The 202-nt window shown below is 68.8% G+C and carries 1 protein-coding gene; it reads left to right on the top strand.

The window, feature by feature from the left end; genetic code table 11:
* The coding region (locus TW83_RS18990; protein ID WP_045984353.1) for an ATP-binding cassette domain-containing protein at positions 1-202 on the top strand (202 nt) is incomplete at both ends.

Genomic DNA, 202 nt, shown 5'->3' with positions numbered 1-202 from the left:
CCTGTCGGGCGGCGAACGCAGGCGGGCCGAGATCGCCCGCTGCCTGGCGTCCGATCCGGGCTTCCTGCTGCTGGATGAACCGTTTGCGGGCGTCGATCCCATCGCCGTGGGCGAGATCCGAACCCTGGTCCATGCGCTGAAGTCGCGCGGGATCGGCGTCCTGATCACCGATCACAACGTGCGCGAGACCCTGGGCATCGTC

Source organism: Paracoccus sp. S4493 (assembly GCF_000967735.1).
Classification (GTDB): domain Bacteria; phylum Pseudomonadota; class Alphaproteobacteria; order Rhodobacterales; family Rhodobacteraceae; genus Paracoccus; species Paracoccus marcusii.
The sequence above is the reverse complement of the archived record's forward strand: the minus strand, read 5'-3'. Positions and strand labels throughout refer to the sequence as shown.